The sequence below is a fragment of the Paenibacillus etheri genome, from assembly GCF_001012825.1.
Taxonomy (GTDB): domain Bacteria; phylum Bacillota; class Bacilli; order Paenibacillales; family Paenibacillaceae; genus Paenibacillus_AQ; species Paenibacillus_AQ etheri.
Genome location: NZ_LCZJ02000036.1, coordinates 49,269 through 64,712, shown reverse-complemented (window position 1 = coordinate 64,712; position 15,444 = coordinate 49,269). Strand labels below are relative to the sequence as shown.

The window sequence follows — 15,444 nt, the reverse complement described above, 5'->3', positions numbered from 1 at the left end:
TTCCACGCGTACCCATCCCGAACACGACCGTTAAGCCCTCCAGCGCCGATGGTACTTGGACCGAAGGGTCCTGGGAGAGTAGGACGTTGCCAAGCACAATTAGACCACTGTTGAGTAATCGACAGTGGCTTTTTTGCGTCTATTATAGTCTGTGGAAAACTTGTGGATAAACTTTTGGATTTGCAGAAAAGTTACACACATGTGGATAGACGATCGAAAGAGAAATAATCCCTAAATAGTGTGGATTAAATACATATTTATATGAATCTGTCAACAGAAAACCTAAGTAATACACGGGTTGCTGTGGATATAGCCGGAATTATGTGGATAGAGGGATTGATAAGTGGATAACTATTTTAACTTGGATGTGACAAGATTTCAAGACTATTTTTAAAACTGTATAGAGCTGTGGATAACTAAAAAAAATGTCATAAATAATGCAATAGATTAGCGCATAATAGACGCTCTTGTTATACTTATCCTAAAAGTAATTTTATAAAGGATGAGGTGAGTTTGTGGTAATAAGACAGTTACGTTCAGAAGAATTCGATGCAAGCATGAACTTGTCAGAATATGCTTTCCAGTACAAGCTTCCTAGTGAAAAAAGGGCAAATGCTAAGGAAAGATTCAAGGCTGAACAGGTATGGGGTGCTTTTGAGGGCGAAACATTGGAAGCTAAATTAACGATTATTCCTTTCCAAGTGTACATACAGGGCAGAGTGGTACCTATGGGTGGTATAGCAGGAGTAGCGACATGGCCAGAGAACCGCAGACAAGGGCATGTGGCAAATCTTCTGTCTCATGCGCTGCATACGATGAATGAGGCGGGTCAAACGCTCTCTTTTCTGCATCCGTTCCTGATTCCCTTTTATCGCAAATTTGGTTGGGAAGTTTATTGTGAATATAAGAAATACTCCATTCCAGTAGCGAAGTTTCCCAAAAAGGTTGAAGTTGAAGGTAAAGTTAAACGGGACATAAAAAATATTGAAGTATTGGATAGCTTATACAATCGATTCGCTGTCAAATATAACGGGACACTCAAGCGTGGTCTGGACTGGTGGGAGAACTCTGTTTTAGATGACGAAGGAAAGAGTGCAGTGTTTTACTCCACGAATGGTGAACCAGAGGGATACGTGCTGTATAAGGTAGAGAACAGAGAACTGATGATTAATGAATTTGTTTTTTTGAACGAACAAGCTCGGCAAGGGCTGTGGACATTTCTTGCGAACCATGATTCGATGGTGACCGGTGCATCCTTAAAGCTAGTGCCTTCGGACGATATGTTACCCTTCTTGCTGCCAGATCCCCGTATAGAACAAGAGAATTATCCTTATTTTATGGGGCGAATTGTTAATGCCAAGTCATTCATTGAAACTTACGCCTTCAGAGGAAACAGTACTCAAAAGAAGCAACTTATATATATCGATGATAAATATGCAACCTGGAACGATGGATTGTGGGAATGGAACATCTCTAATGAGGGATCGGCTACTTTAACACGAGTGGAAGGGGACCGGGCAGAAGCAGACTTAAGCTGTGATATAGGTACATTGACGACCTTGATGCTTGGATATAAACGTCCGGCAGAGTTAGCTCGTTATGGACACATCTCAGGTCATTCAACTGCACTGGAATGGTTTGAAGAAATCCTTCCGCAAGCACAAACTGCATTATTTGATTATTTTTAAAAATATAAGAAAGTATAAGTTTCACGCTATACATTATCCTTATATTTCTCGCTTAAACGCTTTATCGTCCTAATAAGGACCCCGAAGGCGTTTATACTTGACAAAATTTCGGGCTCTCCCCTTCGAAAGAAGTTGGGAGAGTTCTTTATTTCCGAATACATTCGCTGAAAAAAGTGAAAAATAAGAGAATCCACTTGGAATTAGCACAGAATATGTTATAATATTAAAAAGTCAAAGAAAGTCAAAGTCAACGAAACTTAATGACATCGATCCGATCCTCTGAACGCGTGGGATTATCCACAAATGTTTAAGTTCAATTAAAGACCATTGTCATTATGAATGCAAGTTGCAATCGGTATTATAAAGATAAGCACTGGAGGATGAGTGATGCGCAATATCTCTGATATTATCGAACAATATCTGAAGAATATTTTGCATGAAAGTCCCGAAGGTACGGTGGAAATCCAGCGAAATGACCTGGCGGACCAGTTCTCATGCGTACCGTCACAGATCAATTATGTCATCAGTACACGCTTTACTCTGGAAAAAGGTTATGTGGTGGAAAGTAAGCGGGGTGGCGGGGGATATATTCGTATTCAACGTTTTGAATTACCACCAAACGTGGCACTGCATGCCCATTTAAACCATACTATAGGTGGCGGGATTGATCAGAACGCTGCTGAAGGTCTGATTTATCAGCTGGAGGAAGCTGGTTTTCTAAGTAAGCGTGAAGCGTGTCTTATGCGCGCTGCTGTTTCTCGGGAATGCCTAACGGTTAAGATTCCATACCGGGATGAGATTCGTGCCAAGATTATGAAGGCGATGTTAATCTCTTTGTTAGGCAAATAATTGTCAACCATAAGGGAGGGGCTTTCGCTTATGCAATGCCAGGAATGTGGCGTCAAGCCGGCAACACTCCACTTCACTAAGATCGTGAATGGAGAGAAGACCGAGTTTCATATCTGCGAGAGCTGTGCACGGGAGAAGGGTGAACTCATTCCCGGAACGGCTGGGGGATTCTCCATCCACAGTCTGCTGTCAGGTCTGCTTGATCTTGAAGGTGCCGGCAAGGAGAAGTCGGCTGCAACGAAGACTACGCAGAGTTTGCAATGTGAGAATTGTGGGATGACGTACTCTCAGTTCAGCAAATTAGGTCGTTTTGGCTGTAGTTCCTGTTATAAGTATTTTAACAGCGCGCTGGACCCGCTTTTTAAACGAGTGCATGGCAGTACTTCACATGTAGGTAAGATACCGAAACGTGCAGGAGCTCAGATTGTATTCAAACGCCAAATTGATGAGCTCAAGCAGGAATTACAGCAAAGTATTATACAAGAAGAATTCGAGAAAGCAGCGGAGCTGCGAGATCAGATTCGTAAACTTGAAAAAGAAATAACACAAGAGTAAAGTCTTTGATATATAGGGGGGATATGACATGTCAAGTCTCCGATTTACTGAACAAGCGCTTAGTGATTGGATGCGCTCTGGAGGTAGTCACTCCGAGATTGTAATTAGCAGTCGTATGCGTATTGCCCGTAATCTAGAGCATCTTCCGTTCCCGATGCTGGCTTCATTAGAGCAATCGGAAGAAGTATTAGAGCTGCTGGCTCCTGTGTTTCATGAGGAAGCAGCTGCAGATTTCGGATCTTTTCAACTCCTAAAGCTTGATGAAGTGAATGAACTGGACAAAAAGGTACTGGTTGAGAAGCATCTAATCAGTCCTAACTTGGCTAATGATTCGCGCAGTGCGGCTGTCTTATTAAATGAAGATGAGTCGGTCAGCATCATGATTAACGAAGAAGACCATCTGCGAATCCAATGTCTGTTTCCTGGTCTTCAGGTTAGAGAAGCTTGGGAACGTGCGACGGCGATCGATGATATATTTGAGGCAGCTGTCAATTACGCTTTTGATGATAAAAGAGGATATTTGACTAGTTGTCCCACTAATGTGGGTACAGGGCTTCGTGCCTCGGTAATGCTGCATCTACCAGCGCTTGTAATGACTCATCAGATCAATCGTATATTGTCTGCAGTGAACCAAGTAGGATTGACTGTAAGAGGAATTTACGGTGAGGGCAGCGAAGCAGTAGGGAACATCTTTCAAATTTCAAATCAGATCACCCTTGGTCAAACGGAAAGTGAAATTATAGAGAACCTTCACAGTGTAGTTACGCAGATTATAGAGCATGAGCGAAATGCCCGTGAACGGCTGCTTGTTGATTCCGCACTGAGAATAACAGACCGAGTGAAGCGTTCTTATGGGATTTTATGTTATGCAGCTCTTATGGAGCTTAAAGAATCTGCACAACGACTGTCTGATGTGAGACTTGGGGTTGACCTTGGCATTCTGGAAGGTCTTTCGATTTCAGTGCTTAATGAACTTAACGTTAAGACACAGCCAGGATTTCTGCAAAAGATGTTCGGTGATGAGTTGAACGCCACTGAACGAGATATGTATCGGGCAAAACTGCTCCGAGAGACACTGGGAACACAACATTAATATAGATATTTACTATTCATGGAGGTGCAGGAGATATGATGTTTGGAAGATTTACGGAACGCGCACAAAAAGTGCTAGCGCTGGCGCAGGAAGAAGCTGTTCGTTTAGGACACAACAATATTGGCACAGAACATATTTTGCTCGGACTTATTCGTGAAGGAGACGGCATTGCTGCTAAGGCATTAATTGCTTTAGGGCTAGGTCTTGAAAAAATCCAGGACGAAGTGGAGACACTAATTGGCAGAGGTCAAGAACAGCCTACGAACATTGCTTATACTCCTCGCGCTAAAAAAGTGATTGAGCTGTCGATGGACGAAGCCCGCAAACTGGGTCATACGTATGTTGGCACTGAGCATATTCTGCTTGGACTTATCCGTGAAGGAGAAGGTGTCGCGGCTCGTGTGCTTAATAACCTCGGCATCAGCTTGAATAAAGCTCGTCAACAAGTACTTCAGCTCCTGGGAAGCAGTGAGGCTGCCTCTAGTCATAGTGGGACTCCGGCTAACGTCAGCACACCGACCCTAGATGGTCTTGCGCGGGATTTGACCGCCTATGCTAAGGAGGGCAATCTAGACCCAGTTATCGGCCGTAGCAAGGAAATTGAACGTGTTATTCAGGTACTGAGTCGCCGGACTAAAAATAACCCGGTACTGATCGGTGAACCTGGTGTTGGTAAGACAGCTATCGCGGAAGGACTTGCACAAAAGATTATCAATAATGAAATTCCAGAAACACTTCGCGACAAACGCGTCATGACGCTCGACATGGGCTCGGTAGTGGCTGGAACAAAATATCGCGGTGAGTTTGAAGACCGCCTCAAGAAAATTATGGATGAGATTCGTCAAGCAGGTAATATCGTACTCTTTATCGATGAGCTTCATACGCTGATTGGTGCTGGTGGCGCAGAAGGTGCCATTGATGCATCCAACATTCTTAAGCCGGCTTTAGCCCGCGGAGAACTTCAGTGCATCGGTGCGACCACGCTTGATGAATATCGTAAATATATTGAAAAAGATGCAGCTTTGGAGCGTCGTTTCCAACCCATTACAGTGGATCAGCCTTCTCCAGAGGAAGCTGTCCAAATTCTGTTCGGACTTCGCGATCGTTATGAAGCGCATCACCGTGTGAAGATTACGGATGAAGCTATTGTGGAAGCCGTGAAGCTGTCCGATCGTTATATTCCGGATCGTTTCCTGCCAGATAAAGCGATTGACCTCATCGATGAAGCAGGATCCAAAGTAAGGCTTCACTCTTACACCATCCCGCCAAATCTGAAGGAACTTGAAATGCGTTTGGATGATATCCGCAAGGAGAAAGATTCCGCCGTGCAGAGTCAAGAGTTTGAAAAAGCGGCAGCCTTGCGTGATACAGAGCAAAAAATCCGTGAAGAACTTGATACGACTAAGAACCAATGGAAAGAAAAACAGGGCCGCACGGATTCGGAGGTTACACCTGAAGATATCGCACAGGTTGTTGCTAGCTGGACGGGTATACCTGTAAGCAAGCTGAAGGAAGAGGAGACTGACCGTCTGCTTAACATGGAGGCTTTACTGCATGAACGAGTAATTGGTCAGGACGAAGCTGTTAAGGCAGTTAGCCGGGCACTACGCCGTGCGCGTGCGGGTCTTAAAGATCCAAAACGTCCAATGGGTTCCTTTATCTTCCTCGGTCCTACAGGTGTAGGTAAAACTGAGTTGGCTCGTGCATTGGCTGAAGCCATGTTCGGCGATGAGAATGCGGTCATCCGTATTGATATGTCGGAATACATGGAGAAGCACTCCACGTCCCGCTTAGTCGGAGCCCCTCCTGGATATGTTGGCTATGAAGAAGGTGGCCAATTAACCGAGAAGGTACGCCGTAAACCTTATTCTGTAGTGCTGCTTGATGAAATTGAAAAAGCGCACCCAGAAGTATTTAACATCTTGCTGCAAGTTCTTGAAGATGGTCGTTTGACTGACTCTAAAGGACGGGTAGTCGATTTCCGTAATACATTAATTATTCTGACTTCTAACGTAGGCGCACAGGCGATCAAGAAGAATTCGACACTTGGATTCACAGCGGTGCAAGATGCCGGAGCAGAATACGGTAATATGAAGGGCAAGGTTATGGAAGAGCTTAAGAAGAGCTTCCGTCCAGAGTTCTTGAACCGGATTGACGAAATCATCGTCTTCCATTCCCTCGATGAGAAGCATATTGCTGAAATTGTTACGTTGATGTCTGATGAACTGCGCAAGCGGCTACGTGAATATGATGTTGATTTCGTACTCACGGATGCAGCGAAGGCTTTCCTGGCTAAGGAAGGTTACGACCCAGCCTTCGGTGCACGTCCATTGCGTCGTGCGATTCAGAAGCATATTGAAGACCGTCTTTCCGAGGAATTGTTGAGAGGAAATATCCAAAAGGGTGATTCACTCAACATTGATGAAGTTGGCGGAGAACTTGTAGTGAAGAAAGTGGATGCTCCTGTAGCGCCATTGCTTGAAAAAGAAGTAGAATCCGAATAAAAAAACGGAATAAATGAAGCTTCCGCTCCTCAGTTTATAGAGGGGCGGAAGCTTTTTTAATATAAATTTATCACTTAAAAATATACATTTAGTACAAATTCCGAATGACCTTTCGTTAAAGGGGCAGAAATGGTAAACTTTCATTAGAAGAAAATATCCGCAATTTAAAAGTTCGGACCGTAAGGAGAACAAATGGCTAAACCAAAAACTAAATTTTTTTGCACCGATTGTGGATACGAATCGCCAAAATGGTTCGGAAAATGCCCCGGGTGCCAAGCTTGGAACTCCATGGTGGAGGAAACGGAAAGCGTAGTCAAAACACAGGGAATGAATGCCCCTATTTTTCATAGTAAAGAAAAGGCACAATCGATCATAAGTATAGAAAGTGACAAGGAACCGCGCATACTGACAGGTATAGGTGAGCTTAACCGTGTTCTCGGTGGGGGGATCGTACCAGGATCGCTGGTACTAGTAGGGGGAGACCCAGGAATCGGTAAATCTACGCTCTTATTACAGACATCGCATGCTCTTACTACTCAGGGATTGCGAGTGCTGTACATTTCGGGCGAAGAATCGGTAAGGCAAACTAAGCTACGTGCGGATCGCCTCGGTGCGTTGTCAGCTGAGCTATATGTACTATGTGAGACGAATATGGAAAGCATAGAAGAAGCGATTGAACAAATTCAGCCGCAATTTCTTGTTATCGATTCGATTCAGACTGTATTTATGCCAGAAGTAACCAGTGCGCCAGGCAGTGTGACCCAGGTTCGGGAATGTACGACAAGATTTATGCGTATCGCTAAGATTCGGGGAATTGCAACAGTTCTCGTTGGGCATGTCACCAAGGAAGGAGCTATTGCAGGCCCACGTATGCTTGAACATATGGTGGATTGTGTGCTGTATTTTGAGGGAGAGCGGCATCATACGTATAGACTTCTGCGGGCTGTAAAGAACCGCTTCGGTTCAACGAATGAAATCGGCATTTTCGAAATGGGTGAAGTGGGGCTAACTGAAGTAGAAAATCCATCTGAGCTCTTCTTGTCGGAACGTCCACTCGGCGTAGCCGGTTCTACAGTCGTGGCCAGTATGGAAGGGACTAGACCGGTGCTTGTTGAGCTTCAGGCTCTTGTCGCTGCTACTCATTTCCCTTCCCCGCGCCGGATGTGCACAGGTATGGATCACCAGCGGATGGCACTCATTATCGCTGTACTGGAGAAGCGAATGGGCATGTTCCTGCAGAATCAGGATGCTTACCTTAATGTTGCTGGAGGAGTAAAGCTGGATGAACCGGCGATTGATTTAGCAGTAGCTATTAGTATCGCTTCCAGCTTTCGTGATATTTCAACAAAACCTTACGATGTTTTCTTCGGTGAAGTAGGACTTACAGGTGAAGTAAGAGGTGTTTCGCGCGCGGAAATGCGTGTGAAGGAGGCCGCGAAGCTAGGCTTCCGGCGGGTGATCATGCCAGAGAAAAGTTTGAAGGGCTGGAAGCACCCGCAAGATATCCAGATTATTGGCGTCAGTACCGTAGCAGATGCACTATCGGTCGCGTTAGATTAGGGGGCACAGAGATTATGAAAGAATATAACCAATTAGAGAATATGAATGATCTGCTCAGACTGGCGGCACCAGGAACACCTTTTCGGGAAGGTCTGGAGAATGTGCTACGCGCTAAGACGGGAGCACTAATCGTCGTTGGGTATAGTCCTGAGGTGATGGAGGTAGTGGATGGAGGTTTCTCCATTAACTGCGATTTTTCGCCCAATTATTTATATGAGCTCGCCAAAATGGACGGTGCCATTATTCTTAGTGAGGATTTAAAACGCATTTTATATGCAAATACACAGCTGATTCCGGATTCGTCCATCTCTTCCATCGAGACAGGTATTCGTCACCGGACCGCCGAGCGTGTAGCGAAGCAAACAGGTAAACTGGTGGTTTCCATTTCACAGCGCCGCAATATCATTACCCTCTATCAAGGCTCCATTCGATATGCATTAAAAGAAATCGGAGCTATTTTGGCTAAGGCTAATCAAGCGATTCAAACCCTCGAAAAGTATAAAGCAGTTCTTACACAAGGACTGACGAATTTGTCTGCTTCGGAATATGAGGGAATCGTCACTGTCGCCGAAGTGGTTGGAGTGATTCAGCGGGTAGAGATGGTTCTACGCATAAAAATGGAGATCAAACGATATATAAATGAACTGGGCAACGAAGGACGCTTAATCAGCATGCAGATGGAAGAACTGGTTGGAAATACAGAGGAAGAAGCATGGCTTCTATACAGAGACTATGCTAAGGAAGAACAAGAAGATAAAATTCGTGAAATTATTGCCGGCCTCAAACGTATTAGTGATGATGATCTAATGGATGACAACCATATTGCTCGATTGCTGGGCTATTCTTCTACGGCAATTTCTTCCGAGGAAGTGGTTACACCACGTGGATATCGTCTGCTTAACAAGATTCCACGGCTTCCAAATGTGATCATTCATAATCTGGTTGAGCGGTTTGAAATGCTGCCTAATTTGATGTCTGCAAGCATAGCTGAACTAGATGAAGTGGACGGAATTGGGGAGGTGCGGGCTCGTAATATTCAGGATGGGCTCAAACGTTTACAGAAGCAAGTTCTTATTGACAGACAAATGTAAATAACATACAATCACGTAATATTGGAGCTGTTGAAGGCCAATGTGAGAAAATTGAGGTGAAGAAATGATACAAAAATCAATTCCGAGTCTATTTACGATAGGTAACTTGATGCTCGGAATGTTTGGTATCATGATGGCGTTTGACGGTAAAGTTAGCATGGCCGCTATCATGGTTATTATTGCTATGCTGTTAGACGGATTGGATGGCCGGGTTGCTCGTGCACTTAAATGTGAGAGTGAATTTGGTAAGGAACTGGACTCTTTGTCAGATGTCGTTTCTTTTGGAGTAGCACCGGCTGTTATTATGTACGTCTCAAGCCTGCATGATTTAAATTCTGCATTAGCTTGGACAGTAACTGCAATTTTCCCGGTGTTTGGTGCCTTGCGCCTTGCTCGTTTTAATGTTCACCCAGGGGTTCCTGGTTATTTCATCGGACTGCCAATTCCTGCTGCTGGTGGTGTACTTGCCACATTAGCTCTTTTTAATAAAGATGTTTCTGCTCCGTTTATGATCGTGGCTACATTGCTCTTATCATATTTGATGGTCAGCACTGTTAAATATCCTAATTTTAAGAAGGTTGGATTACCTAAAAAAGTGGTTGTTGGAGCGCCAGTAGTTATTATTGTTGCTGTGGCAGTTGCCGTTGTGTTCCCAGAACAAATTGCTAAGCTAATCTTCGTCTTACTTGGGATTTACGCGTTATATGGTTTTAAACAAAACATTGATCGATTGACAGCCAGACGCCGTCACCGTCGTAGAAGACGTTCAGAAGATAAAGTGTATCATTCGAAGAACGGTTAAAGCAGTCTCTTGAAGTAAGGTTTAATCGATACAATTAAGTTAAAGGTTTTGTCGTCCTTAGGGGATGGCAAAGCCTTTTTGTAATTCCAGCGCTACCCTAAGTTTATCGTCTTGAAAATTGGAACATACTGGTGAGGTATAGATCATTCAAGGATGAATAAAAAGGAGGTGCGTTAGGTTATGTGGAAAAAAGTGATATTGTCTTTTGCTTTAATATGTGGAGCTTGGTCTGGTTTTTCGCTATACCATGCGCTTGAAAGAGGATTCCCCAAGGGAATGGAAAAGCTGAGTGAAAGTTTACCTGTAGAGGGAAGCATTTTATTTACGGTGCTGGGTGCCATTATTTTTTTGTTTGCGGGGTCTTTATGCGCGGAATGGGGAGGTTCAAAACTGCAGGAGGCGGTTCTGTACTGTTCGCGTATACCAATGAATGAATTGGCTGCAGGTGCAGCTGGGCTTACTGGGGGGCTTTTGCTATCTCTTCTGTTATATCCTGCTATGATTTGGCTTGGAAAAGCTGGGCAGTTGCTGCAGGTACCCGTTACGTTAGCTTTTGGATATATGGGGCTGAGGATCGGTTTGGAGAAAAAAGAAGAGCTAGCTGCACTTTGGACAACTGGACGCTGGGGACAAGCGGCTGAACCAGAAGGTCGTGGGCTGGAAGAGCATAAAATCCTCGATACAAGCGTGATTATTGATGGTCGGATCGCCGACATTTGCAAAACTGGATTTATTGAGGGAACGATTGTTATACCGGAATTCGTACTTGAGGAGCTCCAGCATATCGCAGATTCTTCCGATCTACTGAAACGGAATCGCGGACGGCGGGGACTTGATATTCTCAATAAAATCCAAAAAGAGCTCGATGTGAAGGTGTTAATCTATGAGGGGGATTTTGAAGAAATCTCTGAGGTGGATAGTAAGCTGGTGAAGTTAGCGAAGGTACTGCGAGGTAAAGTAGTTACCAATGACTTCAATTTGAATAAAGTATGCGAATTGCAAGGAGTCTCTGTCCTGAACATTAATGATCTTGCGAATGCCGTGAAGCCAGTAGTGTTGCCTGGTGAGGAAATCGTAGTTCAGGTCATTAAGGATGGCAAAGAGCATGGACAAGGCGTAGCCTATTTAGACGATGGAACAATGATCGTTGTGGAAGGCGGACGGGAATATATCGGGACTACGATGGAGGTTCTCGTCACGAGTGTGCTGCAAACTTCGGCTGGACGGATGATATTTGCAAAGCCAAAGCTCTTGGAAAAAGCACAATAAGCGTAGATAAAGTGTACGGCAAATGTCCTATGGGTTGGAAATGCCCGCCAAACACGTTATGATGGGAATATACGTGAAAGACAGGAGCCTGAGTAATGTCAAACAGTGTAGGCGTCGTCATTGTGGCGGCAGGCAGAGGAACGCGAATGGGGACTGTAGAGAACAAGCAATATCTGTTACTGCAGGGTAAACCAATTATCGTTCATACGCTGGAAGTATTTCAGCAGCACGAATTGATTTCTGAAATCGTGCTCGTAACCGGTAAGGAAGATATTGAGCGCTGCCGGGAATGGATACAGCTCTATAAGCTGGACAAGGTTAAGGCTATAGTACCTGGTGGATCTGAGCGTCAGCATTCCGTACATAAAGGATTGTTGAAACTTACGACACAATGGGTAATGGTGCATGATGGTGTTCGCCCGTTTGTACAGCCGAATGAAATTGAGGCATGCTACGAGCGAGCGAAGCAGATTGGTGCTTCAGTTCTTGCTGTGCCAGTCAAAGATACGATCAAACAGGTAGATAACGAAGGCAAAGTACTTTCTACGCCGGATCGGCGAAGTCTGTGGGCGATTCAAACCCCGCAGACTTTTCGTCTTTCTGAATTGCTGGATGCCTACGCAGCGGCGGAGCGGGATGGATTCCTAGGTACCGATGATTCCAGCTTAGCGGAACGTGCCGGCATTCCGGTTTCTGTGGTAGAGGGAAGCTACAGAAATATTAAGATTACGACGCCTGACGATTTGGATTTTGCAGAATTCACAGAAAGTAACAGGGGAGAGGGACAATCATGATCGCTGTAGGACAAGGATTTGATGTACATCAACTGGTAGAGGGAAGACCTTGTATTATTGGAGGAGTTACGATTCCTTATGAAAAAGGATTACTGGGGCATTCCGATGCAGATGTGCTGCTGCATGCAGTAAGTGACGCCATTCTAGGCGCACTTGGACTTGGTGATATTGGCAGACATTTTCCGGACACAGATCCAGCGTTTAAGGACGCGGATAGCTTGAAATTATTAGAACAAGTGTGGGCGCTTGCTAGCGAGCGTGGTTATAAGCTTGGAAATATCGATTCAACGATTATTGCACAAAAACCAAAAATGGCACCCTATATTCCTCAGATGACGGAGATCATCGCTCGTGCGCTTCACGCGGACCCGTCCAAGGTGAATGTTAAAGCTACCACTACTGAGCAGCTTGGTTTTGCCGGTCGTGGCGAAGGAATTGCCGCACAATCTATTGTCTGTCTACTCCAAGATGTGATATCATCTTGAGATGGTCTAAGTAGTAAATTGTAGTTTAACCATATGAAGCGGAGGGAATATAATGACGGATCAAGTCCGGGTGCGTTACGCACCGAGCCCTACGGGACATTTACATATAGGTAACGCCAGAACGGCGCTGTTTAACTATCTGTTCGCCCGTAATAAAGGCGGTAAATTCATTATCAGAATTGAAGATACAGACGTGAAGCGCAATGTCGCAGGTGGCGAAGAGAGCCAGCTTAAGTATTTGAAATGGCTAGGCATGGATTGGGATGAGAGTGTTGATGTCGGCGGAGAGTACGGACCTTACCGCCAGACTGAACGTCTGGATCTTTATCGTGTATATTGGCAGGACTTGCTGGATAGAGGTTTGGCTTACCGTTGCTATTGCACAGAGGAAGAACTGGAAGCGGAACGTGAAGAACAGACCGCTCGCGGAGAAACCCCTCGTTATTCTGGCAAACACCGTGATTTGACGGAAGAGCAGCGCCTTGCTTTTGAAGCTGAAGGACGAGTAGCTAGTATTCGTTTCCGTGTACCAGCAGATCGTACGTATGCATTCGATGATATCGTAAAGGGCAACATTTCTTTTGACACGAAGGAAATGGGTGACTTTGTTATTGTGAAGAAGGATGGAATTCCTACTTACAACTTTGCAGTAGCTGTTGATGATCATCTGATGGCTATTACCCATGTATTGCGTGGAGAAGATCATATTTCCAACACTCCGCGTCAACTTATGATCTTTGAAGCACTCGGTTGGGAACCGCCTTTATTTGGTCACATGACACTTATTGTTGGCGACAACCACAAGAAGCTCAGCAAACGGGATGAATCCGTTATTCAGTTTATCGAACAGTATGACGAATTGGGTTATTTGCCTGAGGCTTTGGTTAACTTCATTTCTCTGCTGGGCTGGTCGCCAGAGGGAGAAGAAGAGATCTTCAGTAAAGAAGAACTCATTTCTATTTTTGATGCGGACCGTTTGTCCAAAAGCCCGGCTGTATTCGATAAAAACAAGCTGGCGCATCTGAATAATCATTATATTAAGCATGCTGATCCTAAACAGATCTCTGCACTAGCTATTCCACATCTGCAAAAGGCAGGAAGAATACCGGCCGAACTCACTGAAGAACAGCAAATTTGGGCGGAAAGCCTTGTAGCGCTGTATCAAGAGCAGATGACATCTGCATCTGACATCGTGGAGCTATCGGAATTATTCTTCCGCAGTCATCTGGAGTTAGAAACGGAAGCGGCGCAGGTTCTGGCTGAAAGCCAAGTGCCTGAAGTTTTGTCTGCTTTCCTGGCTAAGGTTGAAGCTTGTCAGGATTTTAGTGCTAGCAATATGGCTGTTCTGATCAAGGAAGTGCAGAAGGAAACAGGGAACAAAGGTAAAGCACTCTTTATGCCGATACGTGTAGCTTTGACCGGACAAACGCACGGACGTGATCTTAATATAACGATTGCTTTACTCGGCCAAAACCGTGTCATCGAACGTTTGAAATCACAAATTAAAGGAGCTTAGGGTAGTATTACTTATCATTAAGCCTCTTGTCAGTCCCTTAACTTTTACGCTAAGATAGAACCATATGATAATAGCTGTGATCAGGAGAAGTACGTCCATTAAGGCAATTGCCAGAGAGAATAACCGAGAAAGGTATACCCTTTCGGGCTGGGAGTTATTCATTTGTCCGGGGCAGAACATGCGCCTGTGAGCTGCACGGTTGAACGATCCTTAAGGCTCGTTAGATCGCGCCGGGTACATCGCCGTTAATGATGCCAAGTGGAACGAACGAACTCTGCCGATGGTAACAACGCAGCCTGTTTGATTCGTTCAAGCAGAGTGGAACCGCGGTTAAACGTCTCTGCAGCTTTATGCTGCAGGGGCTTTTTTTGTTTCAAGGTATCTTTTTTAATATAACAAACCAAGCAAACACCCACAGCATATGTATGATAAGAATGATGGATTGGAGACAATACCTTCCTTGTGTACCTGTAAACAGGAGATGGGGGAGTCAAGAAGAGAGGAACCGTGATGTTTAAGCATATTAAGTCGGACATTCGGGCGGTATTTGATAACGATCCCGCTGCCCGCAGCTGGTTCGAGGTTGTCTTCACATATGCAGGGTTGCACGCCATTTGGGGGCACCGGATTGCCCATTCTTTTTTCAAACGCCGCTGGTATACAATGGCCCGTATAGTCTCACAGTTTAGTAGATTTATGACCGGTGTTGAGATCCATCCCGGAGCCGTCATCGGAAATAGGTTATTTATCGACCATGGTATGGGGATTGTTATTGGAGAAACCTGTGAAATCGGTGATGATGTTATTATCTATCAAGGGGTTACACTCGGAGGAACAGGGAAAGAAAAAGGTAAGCGTCATCCCACAGTTGGCAACAATGTAGTTATTGGTTCTGGAGCGAAGGTATTAGGATCGTTTCGTATCGGCGACAATTCAAATATAGGTTCTAATGCAGTTGTGTTGCGTGAAGTGCCGAATAACAGTACGGTGGTAGGAAATCCGGGCCGTGTAGTAAAACGTAATGGTGAACGTGTATCCGATCGCTTGGATCATACCCAGATGCCAGACCCGCTTGTGGATTCACTTCGCTTTTTGCAGAAAGAAATCGAAGAGATCAGAGAGAAGCTTGGAGGAGAAGATAAGCAAAAGACTGCACAGCGACTGGCTGAAACTCAGCAGTATATTGGTGATTACGAAATTTAAGCATATCCGGTACTTAAGGAATCGGGACACAGAAA

Annotated in this window: 14 protein-coding genes and 1 rRNA gene; 14 read left to right on the top strand and 1 reads right to left on the bottom strand. The window is 44.8% G+C overall.

Translation table 11 applies throughout. The features are described 5' to 3' along the window. From rrf to gltX, 13 genes are all read left to right on the top strand, one after another. Positions 1-95 (top strand): 5S ribosomal RNA (gene rrf / locus UQ64_RS23630); the annotation flags it as partial. Positions 96-515: 420 nt separating this feature from the next. Next, complete coding sequence (locus UQ64_RS23625) at positions 516-1,688, top strand: GNAT family N-acetyltransferase (RefSeq protein WP_060625852.1); 1,173 nt, start codon at positions 516-518, stop codon at positions 1,686-1,688. Between the two features lie 387 nt (positions 1,689-2,075). Beyond that, the gene (locus tag UQ64_RS23620) at positions 2,076-2,537 is read left to right on the top strand and encodes a CtsR family transcriptional regulator (protein WP_042131251.1); all 462 of its coding nucleotides are present in this window, start codon (positions 2,076-2,078) and stop codon (positions 2,535-2,537) included. 30 nt (positions 2,538-2,567) lie between these two features. Continuing rightward, entirely contained in the window at positions 2,568-3,092 is a 525-nt protein-coding gene (mcsA, locus tag UQ64_RS23615) for a protein-arginine kinase activator protein McsA (protein WP_060625851.1), read from the top strand. 28 nt (positions 3,093-3,120) lie between these two features. After that, positions 3,121-4,185, top strand: coding sequence for a protein-arginine kinase McsB (gene mcsB, locus UQ64_RS23610; protein ID WP_042131249.1), 1,065 nt, complete (start codon positions 3,121-3,123; stop codon positions 4,183-4,185). 35 nt (positions 4,186-4,220) lie between these two features. Continuing rightward, positions 4,221-6,689, top strand: a complete 2,469-nt coding sequence (gene clpC, locus UQ64_RS23605) for an ATP-dependent protease ATP-binding subunit ClpC (protein WP_060625850.1) — start codon at positions 4,221-4,223, stop codon at positions 6,687-6,689. 192 nt (positions 6,690-6,881) lie between these two features. Next, complete coding sequence (gene radA / locus UQ64_RS23600; protein WP_060625849.1) at positions 6,882-8,249, top strand: DNA repair protein RadA; 1,368 nt, start codon at positions 6,882-6,884, stop codon at positions 8,247-8,249. Positions 8,250-8,263: 14 nt separating this feature from the next. Continuing rightward, positions 8,264-9,340 (top strand): DNA integrity scanning diadenylate cyclase DisA, encoded by a 1,077-nt coding sequence (gene disA / locus UQ64_RS23595; RefSeq protein ID WP_042131246.1) that lies wholly within the window; start codon positions 8,264-8,266, stop codon positions 9,338-9,340. A 64-nt stretch (positions 9,341-9,404) separates the two neighbouring features. Then, entirely contained in the window at positions 9,405-10,142 is a 738-nt protein-coding gene (pssA, locus tag UQ64_RS23590) for a CDP-diacylglycerol--serine O-phosphatidyltransferase (protein WP_060625848.1), read from the top strand. A gap of 180 nt (positions 10,143-10,322) precedes the next feature. Beyond that, on the top strand, positions 10,323-11,411 hold the full coding sequence (locus UQ64_RS23585) for a PIN/TRAM domain-containing protein (RefSeq protein ID WP_060625847.1): 1,089 nt from the start codon (positions 10,323-10,325) through the stop codon (positions 11,409-11,411). Between the two features lie 95 nt (positions 11,412-11,506). Further along, complete coding sequence (gene ispD / locus UQ64_RS23580; protein WP_060625846.1) at positions 11,507-12,205, top strand: 2-C-methyl-D-erythritol 4-phosphate cytidylyltransferase; 699 nt, start codon at positions 11,507-11,509, stop codon at positions 12,203-12,205. Then, positions 12,202-12,690, top strand: a complete 489-nt coding sequence (gene ispF / locus UQ64_RS23575) for a 2-C-methyl-D-erythritol 2,4-cyclodiphosphate synthase (RefSeq protein WP_042131242.1) — start codon at positions 12,202-12,204, stop codon at positions 12,688-12,690. The genes ispD and ispF overlap by 4 nt, the downstream gene beginning before the upstream one ends. A gap of 52 nt (positions 12,691-12,742) precedes the next feature. Then, positions 12,743-14,206, top strand: coding sequence for a glutamate--tRNA ligase (gene gltX / locus UQ64_RS23570; RefSeq protein ID WP_060625845.1), 1,464 nt, complete (start codon positions 12,743-12,745; stop codon positions 14,204-14,206). A gap of 245 nt (positions 14,207-14,451) precedes the next feature. Here gltX and UQ64_RS32620 read toward each other — a convergent pair whose 3' ends face one another. Next, a complete protein-coding gene (locus UQ64_RS32620) occupies positions 14,452-14,583 on the bottom strand; it encodes a hypothetical protein (protein ID WP_280818247.1) in 132 nt (43 codons plus the stop codon). A gap of 133 nt (positions 14,584-14,716) precedes the next feature. On the opposite strand from UQ64_RS32620, the gene cysE reads away from it, so the two are divergent. Continuing rightward, positions 14,717-15,409 (top strand): serine O-acetyltransferase, encoded by a 693-nt coding sequence (gene cysE, locus UQ64_RS23565; RefSeq protein WP_060625844.1) that lies wholly within the window; start codon positions 14,717-14,719, stop codon positions 15,407-15,409. Positions 15,410-15,444 lie beyond the last annotated feature (35 nt).